The organism is Tatumella citrea (assembly GCF_002163585.1).
Taxonomy (GTDB): domain Bacteria; phylum Pseudomonadota; class Gammaproteobacteria; order Enterobacterales; family Enterobacteriaceae; genus Tatumella; species Tatumella citrea.
The window spans coordinates 2,199,251-2,215,259 of the sequence record NZ_CP015579.1; the positions used below are offsets into that span (position 1 = coordinate 2,199,251).

The 16,009-nt window shown below is 48.6% G+C and carries 14 protein-coding genes; 9 read left to right on the forward strand and 5 right to left on the reverse strand.

The window, feature by feature from the left end; all coding sequences use genetic code 11:
* Positions 1-54 precede the first annotated feature (54 nt).
* Positions 55-603 (reverse strand): NAD(P)H nitroreductase, encoded by a 549-nt coding sequence (locus A7K98_RS10510; protein ID WP_087488512.1) that lies wholly within the window; start codon positions 601-603, stop codon positions 55-57.
* Positions 604-774: 171 nt separating this feature from the next.
* Here A7K98_RS10510 and sppA point away from each other — a divergent pair, with 171 nt between their 5' ends.
* Entirely contained in the window at positions 775-2,640 is a 1,866-nt protein-coding gene (gene sppA, locus A7K98_RS10515) for a signal peptide peptidase SppA (protein WP_087488513.1), read from the forward strand.
* Positions 2,641-2,740: 100 nt separating this feature from the next.
* Positions 2,741-3,754 carry an asparaginase gene (gene ansA, locus A7K98_RS10520; protein ID WP_087488514.1) on the forward strand — a complete coding sequence of 338 codons (1,014 nt, stop codon included), beginning with the start codon at positions 2,741-2,743 and terminating at the stop codon, positions 3,752-3,754.
* A 49-nt stretch (positions 3,755-3,803) separates the two neighbouring features.
* On the opposite strand, the gene A7K98_RS10525 is transcribed toward ansA, so the two are convergent.
* A complete protein-coding gene (locus A7K98_RS10525) occupies positions 3,804-4,085 on the reverse strand; it encodes a YeaC family protein (RefSeq protein ID WP_087488515.1) in 282 nt (93 codons plus the stop codon).
* 3 nt (positions 4,086-4,088) lie between these two features.
* Positions 4,089-4,502, reverse strand: a complete 414-nt coding sequence (gene msrB, locus A7K98_RS10530; RefSeq protein WP_087488516.1) for a peptide-methionine (R)-S-oxide reductase MsrB — start codon at positions 4,500-4,502, stop codon at positions 4,089-4,091.
* 320 nt (positions 4,503-4,822) lie between these two features.
* On the opposite strand from msrB, the gene gapA reads away from it, so the two are divergent.
* On the forward strand, positions 4,823-5,821 hold the full coding sequence (gapA, locus tag A7K98_RS10535) for a glyceraldehyde-3-phosphate dehydrogenase (protein ID WP_087488517.1): 999 nt from the start codon (positions 4,823-4,825) through the stop codon (positions 5,819-5,821).
* An 86-nt stretch (positions 5,822-5,907) separates the two neighbouring features.
* Positions 5,908-6,783, forward strand: coding sequence for a D-hexose-6-phosphate mutarotase (locus tag A7K98_RS10540; RefSeq protein ID WP_087488518.1), 876 nt, complete (start codon positions 5,908-5,910; stop codon positions 6,781-6,783).
* 81 nt (positions 6,784-6,864) lie between these two features.
* On the opposite strand, the gene A7K98_RS10545 is transcribed toward A7K98_RS10540, so the two are convergent.
* Entirely contained in the window at positions 6,865-7,614 is a 750-nt protein-coding gene (locus A7K98_RS10545) for a MipA/OmpV family protein (RefSeq protein ID WP_232461619.1), read from the reverse strand.
* A 402-nt stretch (positions 7,615-8,016) separates the two neighbouring features.
* Here A7K98_RS10545 and A7K98_RS10555 point away from each other — a divergent pair, with 402 nt between their 5' ends.
* Together A7K98_RS10555 and A7K98_RS10560 are read left to right on the forward strand one after the other, a co-directional pair.
* On the forward strand, positions 8,017-9,951 hold the full coding sequence (locus A7K98_RS10555; protein WP_038020827.1) for a PrkA family serine protein kinase: 1,935 nt from the start codon (positions 8,017-8,019) through the stop codon (positions 9,949-9,951).
* 88 nt (positions 9,952-10,039) lie between these two features.
* Positions 10,040-11,314: a YeaH/YhbH family protein gene (locus A7K98_RS10560; protein ID WP_087488520.1), complete on the forward strand. Its 1,275-nt coding sequence runs from the start codon at positions 10,040-10,042 to the stop codon at positions 11,312-11,314.
* Between the two features lie 64 nt (positions 11,315-11,378).
* On the opposite strand, the gene A7K98_RS10565 is transcribed toward A7K98_RS10560, so the two are convergent.
* A complete protein-coding gene (locus A7K98_RS10565) occupies positions 11,379-12,116 on the reverse strand; it encodes a hypothetical protein (RefSeq protein WP_087488521.1) in 738 nt (245 codons plus the stop codon).
* A 473-nt stretch (positions 12,117-12,589) separates the two neighbouring features.
* Here A7K98_RS10565 and A7K98_RS21325 point away from each other — a divergent pair, with 473 nt between their 5' ends.
* The 3 genes from A7K98_RS21325 (at position 12,590) to A7K98_RS10575 (ending at position 15,969) form a co-directional block, all read left to right on the forward strand.
* Positions 12,590-12,688: a YoaK family small membrane protein gene (locus A7K98_RS21325; RefSeq protein WP_156994551.1), complete on the forward strand. Its 99-nt coding sequence runs from the start codon at positions 12,590-12,592 to the stop codon at positions 12,686-12,688.
* Between the two features lie 252 nt (positions 12,689-12,940).
* Positions 12,941-14,656 carry a potassium/proton antiporter gene (locus A7K98_RS10570; RefSeq protein WP_407703101.1) on the forward strand — a complete coding sequence of 572 codons (1,716 nt, stop codon included), beginning with the start codon at positions 12,941-12,943 and terminating at the stop codon, positions 14,654-14,656.
* Positions 14,657-14,778: 122 nt separating this feature from the next.
* Entirely contained in the window at positions 14,779-15,969 is a 1,191-nt protein-coding gene (locus A7K98_RS10575) for a multidrug effflux MFS transporter (protein WP_087488523.1), read from the forward strand.
* Positions 15,970-16,009 lie beyond the last annotated feature (40 nt).

The following is a 16,009-nucleotide window of genomic DNA, read 5'->3' on the forward strand; positions in this document are numbered from 1 at the left end:
TTAACGCAGCAGAAAAGCCGCCTGAATAGTGCCAGATTTCGCGGCTTTTTTCTGTCAGAAATAACTGACAAAAGCTGCGGTATCTTCCGCTGCCACTGGTGGAGCTTTTAATTGTGGTGTCCCCAGGTAAAGAAAACCGACAATTTTGTCCTGTGCCCGACAGCCAAATGCCTCGCGGACGCTCTCGCTTTCAGTCCATGCACCGCTACGCCAGATACCATTAAATCCCTGAGCCTGTGCGGCCATCTGCATTGCCATCACTGCACAACCCGCAGAAACCACCTGTTCCCACTCAGGAACTTTCGGGTGTTCTTCGCAACGGGCAATCACGGTGATAATCAACGGAGCACGAAATGGCGCAGTTTTGGCTTTCTCAATAGCTTTTTCATCCTGACCTTCCGCAACCGCTGCAGCTGACAGCACCTGGCTAAAACGTTCCCGCCCTTCCTGTTCAATAATAACAAAGTGCCAGGGCTTCAGCGCTCCATGATCCGGAGCCCGTAACCCGGCCTGCAAAATATGGTTTAACACTTCACCTTGTGGCGCAGGTTCAGTGAGGCGTCCCGCAGAGCGGCGTTGCAGTAACAGTTCAAGTGCGTCCATAAATTCCCCTGATAATGCGATGAATAGTGCTCAGTCTGGCATAACAACGACATTTGTAACAGTCTGCCGGTGATTTCCTGCTGACATTTAGAGCAGTGCTCTTTAGGATGATGCCTGAATGATCAGAACTCAGGCAAAAGATCAGCCTGTAGAAATATTAACGGAGAAATTATGCGCACATTGGGGCGATTCATCGTCAGGCTGTTTTCAGTCGTCTGGCGGGTATTGAATTTTATCAGGGAGTTCATTCTCAACCTGTTTCTTTTATTACTGATTGTTGTTGGCGTCGGTATCTGGTTGCAGGTCAGCGGTGGTTCCTCCGGTTCAGCGAAGACCCTGACCGGCGGTGCTTTAAAAATTGACCTGGATGGCTCAATTGTTGATCAGCCTTCGGCCAAAAACCGTCTGAGCAAGATTGGTCGCGAAATCATTGGTAGTCGTAGTGAGACACTGCAGCAAAACTCTGTGTTTGATATTGTCGATGCCATTCGCCAGGCGAAAGATGATGATAAAATCACCGGAATCGTGCTGGATCTGAGTAATTTCGCCGGCGGCGATCAACCTTCATTACGCTATATTGGTAAAGCGTTGCAGGAATTTCGTGATAAGGGCAAACCAGTATATGCCTACGGTGATAATTTCAGTCAGGCTCAGTACTATCTGGCCAGTTTTGCCAATACCATCTATCTGTCACCGCAAGGTGCTGTCGATATTCACGGGATGGCAACCAACAGCCTCTATTTCAAAACCCTGCTTGATACGCTGAAAGTGTCTTCTCATGTGTTCCGTGTGGGGACGTATAAATCTGCGGTTGAACCTTTCCTGCGTGACGATATGTCTCCGGCTGCAAAAGATGCCGATAGTCGCTGGATTAATCAGCTATGGGACAATTACCTGTCTACTGTGGCCGCTAATCGTAATATTACTCCGCAACAGGTATTCCCGGGTGCAGATAATCTGATTGCTGCGCTGAAAGCTGATGATGGTAATACCGCCACCTACGCCCTGAACAGTAAACTGGTTGACGGTTTGCAGTCGCGGGCTGCGGTGGACCAGATCCTGATTAAGAAATTTGGCTGGGATCCTCAGGCTAAAGATTACCGTAATGTCAGTATTTATAATTATCCGGTTAAAGATCCTCATGCCGGACAACAAGGCAATATCGCTGTGATTGTTGCTAACGGGGCCATTACTGACGGAGAGGCCAGCGCAGGCAACGTCGGCAGTGACACTACTGTTTCACAGATTCGTGAAGCCCGCCTGAACAAGGATATTAAGGCGATTATCCTGCGGGTGAACAGCCCGGGCGGAAGTGTTACCGCTTCTGAAGCTATTCGCGAGGAGCTGATGGCCGCCAAAACTGCCGGTAAACCAGTGGTTGTTTCAATGGGCGGTCTCGCGGCTTCCGGTGGCTACTGGATTTCCACCCCGGGCAGTTACATCATCGCCAGCCCGACAACGCTGACTGGTTCTATCGGAATTTTCGGGGTAATTAACACCATAGAAAATACGCTAAGCACCATTGGTGTGCATACCGACGGTGTTTCCACATCGCCGCTGGCTGATGTCTCAACGACCAAAGCCTTGCCGGATCAGGTGCAGCAGATGATGCAAATCAGTATCGAGAATGGCTACCGCAACTTCCTGAACCTGGTGGCTGAATCCAGGCATAAAACCCCGCAGCAGATAGACCAGATTGCTCAGGGGCATGTATGGACCGGTAGTGATGCAAAAGCCAATGGTCTGGTGGATCAGTTAGGTGACTTTGACGACGCAGTTAAAAAAGCCGCAGAACTGGCACATATCAGCTCTCCGGTTCTCGACTGGTATCAGGAACAGCCATCTTTCTTTGACCAGGTATTGGACCAGATGAGCGCTTCGGTGAGTGCAGTATTACCGGTGAGTGTCAAAGCATTACTACCGGCACCTCTGGTTGAAGTGATGAGTGATATTCAGAAGCAACCCGGCCTGACCGGCAATACCGCTGATCCTCAGAACCGTTATGCATACTGCATGAATTGTGGAGTGTTAAACTAAAAAGACGCAGCCTGAACCCTGTTCAGGCTGCTTTTCTCTCCGATTGCTTTTATACTGCCGCCATTCTGTCTCCTGATTAACACTACTGAATCTGACGCCCATGCAGAAAAAAAATATTTATGTCGCCTATACCGGCGGAACCATTGGTATGCAACGCTCAGCCCATGGCTATGTTCCAGTGTCCGGACATCTGCAACAACAGGTGCTGAACATGCCGGAATTCCACCGATCTGAAATGCCTGATTTTACTATCCATGAATATCAGCCATTAATGGATTCATCAGATATGACTCCGGGAGACTGGCAGGTCATTGCTGACGATATTCAACAGAATTATGAACGTTACGACGGTTTTGTGATTTTGCATGGTACAGACACCATGGCATTTACTGCCTCGGCCCTTTCATTCATGCTTGAGAATCTGGGTAAACCGGTCATTGTGACAGGGTCACAGATACCTCTGGCCGAACTGCGTTCCGATGGTCAGCAAAACCTGCTGAATGCACTGTTCGTGGCGGCTAATTATCCGATTAATGAGGTTTCGCTGTTTTTTAACAACACTCTGTATCGCGGTAACAGGACTACCAAGGCGCACGCGGATGGTTTTAATGCTTTTGCCTCACCTAACCTGACTCCGCTGCTGGAAGCCGGAATTCATATCCGCCGGTTAAACACTCCGCCAGCACCAGCGTCCAGCGGACCTTTGCAAGTCCATACGATTGAACCTCAACCGATCGGTGTAGTGACACTCTATCCGGGGATTTCGGCCGAAGTGATACGTAACTTCCTGCGCCAGCCGGTTAAAGCACTGATTCTTCGTTCTTACGGGGTTGGAAACGCACCGCAAAATCCTGAGTTTCTGAATGAATTACAACAGGCGTCCCAACGCGGTATCGTCGTGGTTAATCTGACCCAATGTATTTCGGGTAAGGTAAATATGGGGGGGTATGCAACAGGAAACGCACTGGAAAATGCCGGAGTCATCAGTGGCTATGATCTGACGGTTGAAGCAACGCTGACCAAACTGCACTACCTGCTCACTGCGGGTTACAATCCTGAAGAGATCAGGGCTCTGATGCAGAAAAACCTTCGGGGCGAATTAACTCCGGATTAAGCCTGTACTCTTGTGGCCGGTCAGTAAACCGGCCACTATGGCTGCCTACTCAGTTCAGAGTCAGCCTGACAGTGTCATCATCAATACCAAACTCCTGCCTCAGCTGTTGTTTGGTTTTAATCACCATATCGCCCTGCTGGCTGATAGTCATATGATCCGGATTATCATTGTGTTGCGCCTGCCAGAGCATAACAAGCTGTAAAGTATGCTCGCGCTGTTCAGGTGTTAATGCCACACCATCCGGCCATTTTCCTGTTTCACTTGCTGTGGCAAGCCGTTGATAAACTTCCGGAGTCATACCAGCCAGCAATGCCTGAAGAGTATTATTCATCGGTTATCCCGGAATCACTTTGCCCTGAGGATCGGTAAAATTCAGCGATGCTGAGTTCACACAATAACGCTCTCCGGTTGGCTGAGGGCCATCAGGAAACACATGTCCGAGGTGTGAATCACAGTTACCACAACGAATTTCAGTCCGGTGCATACCATGTGAATTGTCTTCAATGTAACGTATCGCATTGTCAGACACGGGTTCATAGAAACTCGGCCAACCGCAGCCTGAATCATATTTACTGTCAGAATAAAACAGCGGAGCATTGCAAACCAGGCAATGATAAACCCCTTCCTGTTTATTATGCAGCAGAGCCCCGCTGAACGGAGGTTCAGTTCCACGTTGTTGAGTCACGTACTGTTGCATTTCTGTCAGGTTCGAACCTGCAGAATTTTCGTTTTTATTCTCTGACGACATGCTGTATCCATTGACTATTAACAAAGCTAAATATGGCGTATTATAACAAACAGGCAACAAAACAGGGCTGGCATTTCGTGCTGACAGCTGAAATCCGGGAAGTGTTGTTTGAAACTGTGACTGCAATCTACTTTTTCCACTTTGCATGGCCGAAAATTGCCATACATTTGGTTAAGCATATTTATCAATCCCCAACGTGTAAACACAGACCCGGGGATTGATCTGCCACAACAATTGACACGATTAAGCTTGACGGCGAAAGCGGTTTTTGTAATTTTACAGCCAACCTTTTATTCAATAACCAATAGCTGGTGGAATATATGACTATCAAAGTAGGTATTAACGGTTTTGGCCGTATCGGTCGTGTTGTTTTTCGTGCTGCGCAACAGCGTTCAGATATCGAGATCGTTGCAATCAACGACCTGCTCGACGCGGAATACATGGCTTACATGCTGAAATATGACTCCACTCATGGTCGGTTTGACGGTACTGTTGAAGTAAAAGACGGTGCACTGATTGTTAACGGTAAAAAAATCCGTGTAACCAGCGAAAGAGACCCGGCGAACCTGAAGTGGGATGAAGTGGGTGTAGACGTAGTTGCAGAAGCAACCGGGATCTTCCTGACTGACGAAACTGCACGTAAACACATCGCTGCGGGCGCCAAAAAAGTGGTTCTGACCGGTCCTTCTAAAGATGACACCCCAATGTTTGTTCGTGGTGCTAACTTTGACAAATATGCCGGCCAGGACATCGTATCTAACGCTTCCTGTACCACTAACTGCCTGGCACCACTGGCTAAAGTGATCAACGACAACTTCGGTATCGTTGAAGGTCTGATGACCACAGTTCACGCAACCACAGCAACTCAGAAAACTGTTGATGGCCCGTCTCACAAAGACTGGCGTGGTGGTCGTGGCGCTTCTCAGAACATCATCCCGTCTTCTACCGGTGCAGCTAAAGCTGTAGGTAAAGTTCTGCCAGAACTGAACGGTAAACTGACTGGTATGTCACTGCGCGTCCCTACTCCAAACGTTTCTGTTGTTGACCTGACTGTACGTCTGGAAAAATCTGCAACTTACGAGCAGATTAAAGATGCGATTAAAGCTGCCTCTCAGGGTCCTATGAAAGGTGTTCTGGGTTATACCGAAGACGACGTTGTTTCTACCGATTTTAACGGTGAGTCACTGACTTCTGTCTTTGATGCGAAAGCTGGTATCGCTCTGAACGACAAATTTGTGAAACTGGTTTCCTGGTATGACAACGAAACTGGTTACTCTCACAAAGTTCTGGATCTGATTGCACTGGTTGCAGCTAAATAATTCTGATATTTGTTATTACAGATACAGCTATGGGCGACTTCGGTCGCCCTTTTCAATGTCAGGGTAACCATTTTTGAGGTGAGAAGATGCAGGACTCATTGTATAAACTGCCGGTCATCCGTCAGATAACCCCTTATATTTCTCAGCGTCAGAAAGATCAGCTACCGCTGATAGTTATTAATCATCCAAAGGTCCATGCTGTGATAGCCCTTCAGGGTGCACATCTTATTTCATGGCAACCCAAAGATGAGAAACCCGTCATCTGGCTAAGCAGTGAAACACTGTTCCAGGAAGGAAAAGCGTTACGGGGTGGCATTCCTGTCTGTTGGCCGTGGTTTGGTCCTGCCGGTAAGCCCGCGCATGGTTTTGCCCGTACTCTGCCATGGACACTTCTGGCTCACGACGAAAATGAACAAGGCGTCATTTTAACTTTTGAGCTTAAACATTCCCCACAAACCCTGAAACTGTGGCCACATGAGTTTTCATTAATTGCCCGTTTCAGGATGAGTAGTCACTGTGAAATAGAGCTGGAAGCTCATGGCGAATTTGAATCTATTGCAGCCCTGCACAGCTACTTCCAGGTAGAAGATATTGCCGGCGTTTCTGTCAGCGGCCTGGGTCAGCCATTTATCGATAAAGTGACGGATAACCCTGCGGGTCAGCAAACCACCGACCAGACTTATCCTGACCGGACGGACCGAATTTTTACTGCGGCAGACGATTGCAATGTGATTACTGACCGTAACGGTAAACGTCAGCTCGAAGTGTATCATCACCATAAAAGTGACGTTGTCACCTGGAACCCGGGCCCGGAACTCTCCTGCAGCATGTCGGATATGGCGAATGATGGCTATAAAACGATGGTTTGTGTTGAAACCGCACGTATTAGTACCCCGCTTATCAGTAAAGCTGATTTGCCAGGTCGTATGGGTGTGACTCTGCGGGTCTCAAAACATCTTTAAGACGTGATATCTGCTGCCGCACCAGCAGAAAGCACGCAGCACCAAAAAAAGGCGCCAGTGGCGCCTTTTTGGTGCACTTTATCAGAAGGTATAACTGACACCACTCCAGACCATCACCTGTCCGGATTTAGATACCATCGGGCTGTCTTTGACTGCGTTGTCAAACCACTGGTACCGGCCTCCTACCCCTAGCTGCCAACGGCTGGTCAGTGGATAGACCGCACTGACTTCAGCATATGGATTCCAGCTATCGCCGGAATGATACGAAGCAATACCCGAGCGGGAGGACTCATCCTGTGAAACCCCGTAGTAATAGCCGGTTTCACGTGCACTATTCCAGCTCAACCCTACACCCGGATTCAGCGTAAAACCACCCAGAGTCAATGGATAGTGCCAGTCAGTCGTCCAGATCATACCGTTGCTTTCACCAAGCACATCGCCCACCAGCGAGGTTTTCACTACCCCCCAGTCTGCGGTATGTCGCCACATTCCCCCCGCCATCAGGGTCAGGTGGCGTTTGTCAAGTTGGCGCATATCACTGAAATCATTCTTCTTAGGGCGGTATTCCTGACCAGAACTGGTGATAATAACAGACAACTGATCGCTGTTGTCTTTCCACAGATAATAGCCAGCCTGCCAGCCAGAAATAAAGAAATGATCCCCTTCATAGTTCAGCAAAGGGAACGGGTAATAACGGTCTTTATCACCGTGATAAGGGGATTGCATGTACAACACCGAAGCGCCGACTGTCAGTGGTGTGTTTTCAGCCAGAACCTGACCAGAGAAGCACGCTGATACCAGCGCGCTGAAGCAAAAAAGTGATTTTTTCAAAATGTAACAGTCCTGTAATTATTTTGACTGCCGCAGTCTATCCTTACAATGTCCTGACGAAAATGGTCAGCGCACACATTGATCATAAATCCGGGGTTATCTCTGCAACTTTCGCTGCTATTGCCCGTCCGGGCTCAGTGCAGCAGCCGATAGCACAGTTTGTTATTGATATATCGCGAAATAATTCAAATAACAGCAGCAAAACTGTCAGATAGTTACTACAGTTAAGTTATACGGCTCATTCAAAAACTAATTTTTACCCCTTTGCGGGAATTATCTTTTTATAAAATCATATCCTGGCATAAGGGTTGCTGTACTGATAGCAGAGCCGTATTTCCAGGAGCAGATCCTGCAGGAGCATGCTCCTTTACCTGTGCTAAAACTGAAAGGACGGGCATCGTTATGAATATATTCGATCACTATCGCCAGCGCTATGAAGCGGCCAAAGACGAAGAGTTCACATTGCAGGAATTTCTTTCAATCTGTAAACAGGACCGCAGTGCCTATGCAAATGCCGCCGAACGACTGCTGACCGCTATCGGTAAGCCGGTTATGGTAGACACGGCCCAGGATCCGCGACTGTCACGTATTTTCTCGAACCGCGTGGTCTCCCGCTATCCTGCGTTCGAAGAGTTCTACGGTATGGAAGACGCTATCGAACAAATTGTCTCTTATCTGAAACATGCCGCTCAGGGGCTTGAAGAGAAGAAACAGATACTTTATCTGCTGGGTCCCGTGGGTGGCGGTAAATCCTCACTGGCCGAGCGGCTGAAAGCCCTGATTCAACGGGTACCCATTTATGTACTGACGGCTAATGGTGAACGCAGCCCGGTCAATGACCATCCGTTATGCCTGTTTAATCCCCAGGAAGATGCCGCTATTCTTGAAAAAGAGTATGCCATCCCTCGCCGTTATCTTGGCACTATTATGTCGCCATGGGCGGCCAAGCGACTGCATGAATTTGGCGGCGATATCACCCGTTTTAAAGTCGTAAAAGTCTGGCCATCCATCCTGGAACAGCTGGCTATCGCTAAGACCGAACCAGGTGATGAAAATAACCAGGACATTTCCGCCCTGGTAGGTAAAGTGGATATCCGCAAACTGGAACACTTTGCCCAGAACGATCCTGATGCTTACAGTTATTCAGGTGCTCTGTGCCGGGCTAACCAGGGTGTCATGGAGTTTGTTGAGATGTTCAAAGCTCCGATTAAAGTTCTCCATCCATTGCTGACCGCAACTCAGGAAGGAAACTATAACGGTACTGAAGGTATCTCTGCCCTGCCATTTAATGGGATGATCCTCGCCCACTCCAATGAATCAGAGTGGGTGCAATTCCGTAACAACAAGAATAATGAAGCATTCCTTGACCGTGTATATATCGTCAAGGTGCCTTATTGCCTGCGGGTCTCTGAAGAGATACGTATCTATGAAAAACTGTTAAACAACAGTGAGCTGACCAGTGTTCCTTGCGCACCCGGGACTCTGGAGACCCTGGCCCGGTTCATTATCCTGTCACGGCTGAAATCTCCGGAAAACTCCAGCATTTACTCAAAAATGCGGGTGTATGACGGTGAAAGCCTTAAAGATACTGACCCGAAAGCCAAATCCTGGCAGGAATATCACGATTATGCCGGGGTTGACGAAGGTATGAATGGTTTGTCTACCCGTTTTGCCTTCAAAATTTTGTCACGGGTATTTAACTTCGACCATACCGAAGTCGCAGCCAACCCTGTTCACCTGTTTTATGTGCTGGAACAGCAAATTGAGCGTGAGCAATTCCCTCAGGAACAGGCGGATAAGTATCTTGAGTTCCTGAAAGGCTATCTGATTCCTAAATACGCTGAATTTATTGGCAAGGAAATTCAGACCGCCTATCTGGAATCCTACTCTGAGTATGGTCAGAACATTTTCGACCGTTATGTGACTTATGCAGACTTCTGGATTCAGGATCAGGAATACCGTGATCCGGACACCGGTCAGTTATTTGACCGTGAGTCACTGAATGCTGAGCTGGAAAAAATTGAGAAACCAGCAGGCATCAGTAATCCTAAAGATTTCCGTAATGAGATTGTCAATTTCGTATTGCGTGCCCGGGCTCAGAATGGCGGCCGTAACCCGAACTGGACCAGTTACGAGAAATTGCGGACGGTGATTGAGAAGAAAATGTTCTCTAACACAGAGGAGCTGTTACCGGTTATCTCGTTCAACACCAAAACCTCAACCGATGAGCAGAAAAAACACGATGATTTTGTCGACCGGATGATGGAAAAAGGATATACCCGTAAACAGGTACGACTGCTTTGTGAATGGTATTTACGCGTACGTAAATCCTCATAAGCCGTTAGTTGCGCCGGAGGACACTCTGTTCTCCGGCGCCGAACCGGCAAGAGCCGGTTCGTATCACAGTGATGTCCGGGAGTGTGCTATGTCCTATTTTATCGATCGGCGTCTGAACGGTAAAAATAAGAGTGCCGTTAACCGGCAGCGCTTTTTACGCCGTTACAAATCACAGATTAAGAAGTCGATCTCTGAAGCAATTAACAAACGCTCAGTGACTGATACCGGAAGCGGTGAATCTGTTTCCATTCCTGTCGACGATATTCGCGAACCGATGTTTCACCAGGGCGGTGGCGGCGAACGGGTCCGTGTTCATCCTGGAAATGACCATTTTGTAACCCGCGACCGTATTGAACGTAATCAGGGCGGTGGCGGCGGTGGCAGTGGTCAGGGAGAAGCCAGCCAACAGGGTGAAGGTCAGGATGAGTTCAGCTTTAATATATCCAAAGATGAATATCTGGATCTTTTGTTCGAAGATCTGGCGTTACCCAATCTGCAAAAAAATAACCATAACCAGGTGACTGAATTTAAAGTTCATCGCGCCGGTTATACTGCCAACGGCGTCCCGTCCAATATCAGTGTTGTGCGTTCACTGCAAAATTCACTGGCGCGCCGGACTGCCATGACAGCAGGTAAACGTCGTCAGCTACGGGAACTGGAACAGGCGCTTGAAACGATTCAGTCTAAGGAACCGATTCAGTTACTTGAAGAGGAGCGTTTATCCGCAGAGATTGCCGAACTCAGAGCCAGCATTGCCCGGGTTCCGTTTATTGACACCTTCGACCTGCGATATAAGAATTTTGAAAAACGCCCGGAACCTTCCAGCCAGGCAGTGATGTTCTGCCTGATGGATGTCTCTGGTTCTATGGATCAGCCGACCAAGGATATGGCTAAACGTTTCTATATCCTGTTATATCTGTTCCTCAGTCGCAGCTACAAAAATGTTGATGTGGTCTATATTCGGCACCATACCCAGGCCAAAGAGGTCGACGAACAGGAATTCTTTTACTCACAGGAAACGGGCGGAACCATAGTATCAAGTGCGCTTAAGCTGATGGATGAGGTAATCAGGGAGCGTTATGACCCGTTACAGTGGAATATTTATGCCGCACAGGCATCCGATGGCGACAACTGGGCTGACGATTCACCATTATGTCATCAGATTCTGGCCAGTCAGATCCTGCCGGTCGTCCGTTACTACAGCTATATCGAAATTACCCGGCGCGCCCATCAGACGTTGTGGCGTGAATATGAACAATTACAGAATCAGTTTGATAATTTTGCGATACAACATATCCGCGAGCCAGAAGATATTTATCCGGTATTCCGGGAACTGTTTCAACGGCAAACCGCGGACAATTAATCTCCCCTGCAACAGCCGACAGACAGTCGGCTGTTATTCAGACCTGTTGTCAGTTCAGACCTGACTATTTATACCCTCCTTTAACCAGAGTACCGGAAGAATCAGTTGTCCAGGTAATAGCTCCCGGACAACTGTCTGAACCATGGTTTAAACCACTGATACTCCCTGCAGCTGTACCGCCATTGCCTACCGGCGTCAAAAACTTCACCTCATAATACGGCCAGCCTTTATTATCACAGGTCAGTTTGAAGGAAGAGCTGTTCATTTTATAGTTCTCTATCCAGGAAACCTGGCTTCCGGCCAAAGATCCGGCACTGTCCCCGACTTCCCATTGACCAATAATATCTTTGCGGCCGGTAGTCTGATTTATCGCCGTTCCGGTCATCAGATTCCCCTCCTTTTTCACATCAAAGAGAAATGTATCTCCCGGCGCTCCTGGCACATATTTACGGCAGGTGACCCCGGACGGGCTGCCATCTGCTCCCCCTTTACAATTTTCATTACGTGCTATCGAATCTTTTCTAAAACTGCTAAACAGCACCATAAACTGGCTTTTTCCGTCCGGGGTATTCACCGTTGGCTGAATGCCGGTATAACCGATACCCCCACCGCCGGTAAAGCCAAACTGGTTGGCAAAATAGAACTCATCTTTCGGCGCAGCAGCGTTGATCTGTAAGCCAAAAGTTATTTCATTCAAAGGCTGTGTTGTACTCACTTTCCACGACATACTCGGTGTAGCAGCATGCGCCATCAGACATCCACTCAATCCGGCAATTAATAATCCTGTTTTGTAGTATTTCATCGTTCCTCCGGTCAATGCTCACAGGTAAGTTATGCGACAGGCTTCGCCCCACAACCACAAGATGCAACCCGAACCTTGCATATTCTAAGATTCTGCTATGCATCGTTTTCGTCGACTATGGGTTAATCATGGCTTCCGACCCTGTCAAGACTACCCGTCAGAGAGTGAATTGAGCGGCTAATCAAAGCATTTTTGCGGGGTGAATTTAAACGATAGCTTTATTGCAGCACACATTTCGCAAAAAGCGCGAAAGCGATGATTCAACTCAGTGGCAACAAAAGGTATAATAATCAGCATCCGGGTCACTGTGGAGTCAACAACGATGGCTGCGTGGATTTGTAATCATAAACTTGGCGTTATTCTGAGCCTGGTCATTATTCTCGAGCTGGTAATGTTTCTGCTGACTCATCACTGGTTACCGTGGAATACCTGACCTGTAGGCGCACTCTGCTGTCAATGAAAAGGTATTGAACATGAAGATTGGTTATCTGTTTCCTGTCGCTATTATCGTCGCCGGTGTGGTGTTACTGGGTTGGTTTATCGCCAGCGGTGCCTGGATGCCAGGCCAGTAACTTTCCTTCTGATAGCATGACCGTATTCCCTTCTTCTGTTTAATATCGCGCCATGCAATGGTAGTCTGACATCAGGTTTACGGCACATAATTCACGGTAAACCAGCTGTATTTACCCTTTCTGTCGCTGTAGTTCAGTTTAAATATCAGGGTGGCAGTGTATTGTGTGACCAGGGTCTGCAATTCCCCTCGCCATTCCCGACCCTCTTCAGTAAATCATCTACCTTCAGGGAGCTGTCATTTGGAAACCAGCATGATTTATAGTCTTTTTGTTATTGGCTCAGTGCTGGTAGCGTCAAGTATTATTCTCAGTGCCTTTTCGTCCCGCCTGGGTATTCCTATCCTGGTGATATTTCTTGCACTCGGCATGCTGGCTGGCGAGGATGGCATCGGCGGTATAGCCTTTGATAATTACCCGGCGGCTTACTTAATTTCCAATCTTGCACTGGCTGTTATTCTGCTCGATGGCGGGATGCGAACCAAAGCCGGATCACTAAAAGTGGCACTCTGGCCCTCGTTATCGCTGGCCACCATAGGTGTGCTAATCACGGCCGGTCTGACGGGGATGATGGCTGCCTGGTTATTTAACCTGGACCTGATGCAGGGATTTTTGATTGGCGCCATTATCGGCTCTACCGATGCTGCCGCGGTATTCTCACTGCTGGGCGGTAAAGGTCTGAATGAAAGGGTCAGTTCTACCCTGGAAATAGAATCCGGCAGTAACGATCCGATGGCAGTTTTCCTGACCATCACGCTTATCGATATGATAAGCAAAGGCAAAAGCGGGCTGGATATGATGTTCCTGGTTCATCTGGTGCAGGAATTCGGTCTGGGTATTGTGTTCGGCATTGGCGGTGGCTTCGCTATTCAGCAACTGATTAACCGCATCACGCTGTCAGCAGGATTGTATCCGCTGTTGGCCGTAAGTGGCGGGATTCTGGTGTTTTCATTCACGACACTCATGGAAGGCAGCGGTATTCTGGCCGTCTATTTATGTGGTTGCTGGCTGGGGAATACCCCGGTGCGAAACCGTCACGGCATTCTGCAAACCTTCGATGGTATGGCCTGGTTAAGTCAGATTGGTATGTTTATCGTGCTGGGTCTGCTGGTTGTTCCCAGTGACTTATGGCATATCGCCGTACCGGCCATGCTGCTTTCTTTATGGCTAATTTTTATTGCCAGACCATTGTCAGTATTTGCTGGATTGCTGCCGTTCAAAAATTTCACCATCCGTGAGCGTTTCTTTATCAGTTGGGTCGGACTGCGCGGCGCGGTACCTATTATTCTGGCTGTTTTCCCGATGATGGCCGGTCTGGATAACGCTAAACTCTACTTTAATATCGCCTTCTTTGTGGTTCTGGTGTCTTTAATGCTCCAGGGCACTTCTCTTACCCGGGCCGCGAAACTGGCCAGAGTGGTCGTCCCTCCGGCGGCTGAGCCTATTCAGCGTATCGGCCTGGATATTCATCCACACAGCCCGTGGGAAGAGTTCGTTTATCAGTTAAGTGACGATAAATGGTGTATTGGCGCCGCGCTAAGAGAGCTGGAAATGCCGGCTGAAACCAGGATTGCTGCGCTGTTCCGGGATAATGTTCTGATGCACCCGTCAGGGTCAACCCGACTTATGGAAGGTGATATTTTATGTGTTATTGGCCGGGAGAAAGACTTACCGGCACTGGGTAAAATGTTCAGTGAAAGCCCCCCTGTCGCGCTGGAACAACGATTTTTTGGTGATTTTATTCTGGATGCCAGAACTGATTTGTATGATGTCGCTCAGGTCTATGGACTGGAACTCGATCAGGATATCCAGGCGCATCAGCCACTGGCGAAGATGATCATTCAACAACTGGGAGGTACCCCGGTGGTAGGTGACCAGCTGGAATGGATGAACGTTATATGGACCATTGCTGAAAAAGAAGACAATAACATTGTCAAAGTAGGTGTCAGGATGATAGATAACCAGTCCTGACCCCGTGCCGGTTGCCATCCACCATCATCCAGGTGAACCAGCTAAATTTAATCATTCATCTACCGGTTTAGAAACTAAACCGGTACTCTTTTGCGTTTTTTTGCGGAACCTCTGCTTATTTCATGAATAGATACACTCTGTTATTACTCACGCTGGTTCTGCTGGCACCTCTGGGAATTGACCTGTATTTACCGACACTGCCACAGATTGCAGTCGGTCTGGCCACCCCGGTGGAAAATATTCAGTCCACCATTCCTCTGTTCCTGTTGGTCATGGGGTTGGGACAACTGGTGACCGGCCCCCTTGTGGACAACTTCGGCCGGAAACCGGTCGCAATTGCGGGACTGATCTTATATGTGGTCGGCAGCCTGGTTGCCGTTTTCGCTGTTAGTTGGCCGTGGTTTTTGACAGCACGGATTATTCAGGGCTGTGCCGTATGTTGTACAGCGGTAGTGGCTTTTAGCGGAGTCCGTGACCGCCTGAGTGGTGATGAAGCGGCTAAAACCTTTGGATTCCTTAATGGGGCGTTAAACATTGTACCCGCACTGGCTCCTATGCTGGGCGGTACTTTAGCCGGATTATTTGGCTGGCGGGCACCTTTTGGATTTCTGGCACTCTACGGCCTGGTGGTCGGTTTGCTGATCATTTTACGCTTACCCGAAACCCGCCCTGAGAACACCTTAAAAGTCTCATTTTTTCCGTTGAAACAATATGCAGGAATACTGTCCAGTCCTCGTTTTATCTGTTTTTCACTGGCTAATGCCGGTGCGCTGGGAATGGTGCTGACTTATGTGTCACTGGCTCCGGGAGTACTGATGGAGCAAGGTGGTTTATCTCCACTGACTTTCGCACTGGTTTTTGGTGCTAACGGGTTGTGGATTATGCTGGTCAGTAATGTGGTCAGTTACGTTATCCGCAAAGCCGGCAGGCCCTTCTGCCTGTTATCCGGCAGTATTCTGATGCTGGTTGCTTCAGCCATGATGACCGGTGAAATCCTGTTTTTCAGTACGACACTGCAACATTTTTGGCTGTGTTATATGTTGCCGGTTGCCATTGCAGTGGCCGGGTTAGCGTTTATTATCGGACCGGCAACCAGTTATGCACTGGAGCCTTATCAACAACAGGCGGGTGTCGCCTCTGCATTGCAGGGGTTTATTCAGATGGCCGGAGGTGCCGGAGGCAGCCTGGCAATCATTGCTTTGCCGGTTGACCCACGGATTGCTTTAACCGTAATGATGCTCACTGGTGCCCTGCTGGCATTGTTAGCATGGCGTTGCAGCCATCGGGTGAAAGGTACATTGCAGGCGTTGTAACTAAATAGTCACCCCGGAAATTTACCGGGGTGACTGACGT